Raw genomic sequence first — 2,668 nt, 5'->3', positions numbered from 1 at the left:
AAATTACCCAGATTCCAGAGGCGATCAAAAGTTTGCCGAAATTGAAAAAACTAGATTTACGGGGAAATCCGCTTCCTATTTAACCAGAGGTTTTAGGATCTTTGCTATAGATATAGTAATTGTCAACAAACTTAGTACTAAAATACTCCAGATAAGCTGAGCATGGTTACGTGCATTTACTCATTGCTTTTTTGCGCTCTTTGTGAGAACCTCCTTTACATAACAACAAATGCATTAAACCGATAGTGTTACCGTAGTTTAATAGAAGCCAGAAATATGAAAATCTCTATGAGGCTGACATTCAAGGAAGCACAGTTGAGTTTTAAGGGTACGGCATCAGTAAAATTCTCTGCCGAACCTAAAGATTGCGTAGGCACAGCCCAACCTAGGCATCGCTATTGGGAATTAATCTGATGTCTCAGAGTAAATCTGTAGAACCTACTTCAGTCCACAGCCGTATTCTCGTGCCTCAGCGTTATCACAGGCAACCTGTAATTTCCCGGCTGGTGTCTCGTTATGGTTTAACCGTCAATATCAAAGCTGCATCCTTGACATCCGACAACGACAGCGATGGCTGGTTTGACTTGGAACTTTCGGGAAATCCCCAAAAACTGACAAATAGCCTATCTTACTTGCAAGGATTGGGAGTGAATTTGCTGGAATTAGCGATCGCTACCCAAATTCAACCCAACCAACACTCTTTAGCTTTCCCACATCCGGCTAGCAAACTGAGTCCCAAAGACTCTGCATGGCTGACAAATCAATGGCAAGAACAATTCCAGCAATGGATTTCTCTCGGTCAAACCAGTCGATTGCGCTTGCAACTGTGCGTCTTAAAATCTTATTACGAAGAACCAGTGATTTCCGAGTTAGTTTCTCGTTATGGACTAACAGTCAATATCACCAGTGCTAGACTGCAACCCGATACCGAAGATGACGGCTGGTTTGATTTGGATTTGTGGGGGAGAACAAAGCAACTCTACTCTAGCCTGAGTTATTTAGAAAAACTGGGGCTACCAATTTGGCTGGATTTGTCTAGCGTTTATAGCGATGTCTACGACGGGCTACGCCTACACTAATTCACAAAATAGTCACTACCCAATGGCAGCATTAAATAACCGTCAAAGCAATTCCCAAACCAGATTATCACTGGTTTCTTCAGTTTCCACAAAAAGCCAAATCACCCAGATTCGTCTGCGGATATATATTCCTAAATGCTATCTGCAAGTGCCTGTAATTTCGCAGTTAATTTCTAGTTACGGCTTGGTAGTTAATATTATTAAGGCTATGCTACAACCAAATACAGATAAAGAAGGATACTTTGACATTGAATTGCAGGGAACAGTGGCACAAATCTCTAGCGGTCTGGCTTACCTGGAATCCCTGAATCTGAGAATTGTGGGTAAGCCGAATGCTGACGGCGATGGCTGGTTTTGCTGAAATAATCTAAATTTCGTAGTACCAAATTTCTTCTTCTCGCAGCACAATTCGATGCAAGGAAAGACGAGCAATCAGGCCCTCTTGCTCAAACTGACCAAGAATACGAGTGATAGTCACACGAGTTGAACCGAGCATTTCCGCCAGATCCTCGTGAGTCAGACGCATATCTATTAAACGTCCTTTTTCAACTTCCGAACCAAACTTTTTGGATAACCATGCCAACAGCTTGAGCAGCATAGTTTCAACTTTTTTATGGCTACGAATAACCATCAATTCTTGAGCCTGTTGGATATGGGTAAGTAGAGTTTCTGTTAGTTGACTCCATTCCTCTAGAGGTAAGACCGTCGCCTCTACTTTAGTTAGGCATTCCATTTGGTAAGGATCTAATTTTGATAAAGCCTTACCAACGACATCTCCAGGACCCCACAATCCCAGCGCGACGGTTGTACCATCTTCCAAATAGGTAAAAGTCCTGATAAAACCCGTTTCAATCTTCCAAAGTCCGTTTTCATGCTCTGGTAGAAATGACCTACGGGCAAAAAGCTCCTTAGTATTATTACTTGTTAAGCTAGGTAAGCTTGTGTACAAAGACACCATAGTAGATAAAGCTATTCTCCGATAAATTAACCGTAGTATTATATTTATATCAGGTTCTAAGAGGCTATGAATATTTTAAAGTGCGGAATGGGGAAGAAGCACAGGGGCAGGGAGCAGGGAGCAAGGGAGAGAATAAAAATATTACCTCTTTTTCCTCTGCTCCCTGCCTCTTATCAATGCCCAATGCCCAAAATTAAATTCCTGCACCATCGAGAAAATCTTCAATTATCCCATTAGAATTATTGCTCTTAGGGTTGTCGGTTGGTTCGTTGTCAAGCTCAGTTGGGGACAAACTTGATTGTTGCAAATCCTCGAACTGTTTCTCTAGAGCCTTGACGCGTTCAAATAAAGCACGGATGACTTCAGCTTCTACGTCGCGTACTTTATCATGATCAAGAACATTGGTAGACGAATTGTTCTGACGAGTCACGCGCCCTGGAATCCCAACTACAGTAGTGTTACTGGGAACATCTCGCAGCACCACAGAACCAGCTCCAATACGGACGCGATCGCCAATTTGAATATTTCCTAATACCTTTGCACCTGCTCCCACAACTACATGAGAGCCTAAAGTTGGATGGCGTTTGCCGCTTTCTTTCCCAGTCCCGCCAAGGGTGACACCTTGATAAAT

4 protein-coding genes are annotated in these 2,668 nt (G+C 42.6%); 2 read left to right on the top strand and 2 right to left on the bottom strand.

Annotated elements, in window-relative coordinates; all coding sequences use genetic code 11:
• Positions 1–413 precede the first annotated feature (413 nt).
• Together ACFE90_RS37725 and ACFE90_RS37720 are read left to right on the top strand one after the other, a co-directional pair.
• Positions 414–1,079 carry an NIL domain-containing protein gene (locus tag ACFE90_RS37725; protein ID WP_375507334.1) on the top strand — a complete coding sequence of 222 codons (666 nt, stop codon included), beginning with the start codon at positions 414–416 and terminating at the stop codon, positions 1,077–1,079.
• On the top strand, positions 1,051–1,440 hold the full coding sequence (locus ACFE90_RS37720; protein WP_375507333.1) for an NIL domain-containing protein: 390 nt from the start codon (positions 1,051–1,053) through the stop codon (positions 1,438–1,440). The genes ACFE90_RS37725 and ACFE90_RS37720 overlap by 29 nt, the downstream gene beginning before the upstream one ends.
• A 6-nt stretch (positions 1,441–1,446) precedes the next feature.
• Here ACFE90_RS37720 and ACFE90_RS37715 read toward each other — a convergent pair whose 3' ends face one another.
• Positions 1,447–2,037 carry a Crp/Fnr family transcriptional regulator gene (locus ACFE90_RS37715; protein ID WP_375507332.1) on the bottom strand — a complete coding sequence of 197 codons (591 nt, stop codon included), beginning with the start codon at positions 2,035–2,037 and terminating at the stop codon, positions 1,447–1,449.
• A 193-nt stretch (positions 2,038–2,230) separates the two neighbouring features.
• On the bottom strand, positions 2,231–2,668 hold a 438-nt coding region (locus tag ACFE90_RS37710), incomplete at its 5' end, for a serine O-acetyltransferase (RefSeq protein WP_375507331.1).

It is taken from the genome of uncultured Nostoc sp. (assembly GCF_964245445.1).
Classification (GTDB): domain Bacteria; phylum Cyanobacteriota; class Cyanobacteriia; order Cyanobacteriales; family Nostocaceae; genus Nostoc.
The sequence above is the reverse complement of the archived record's forward strand: the minus strand, read 5'-3'. Positions and strand labels throughout refer to the sequence as shown.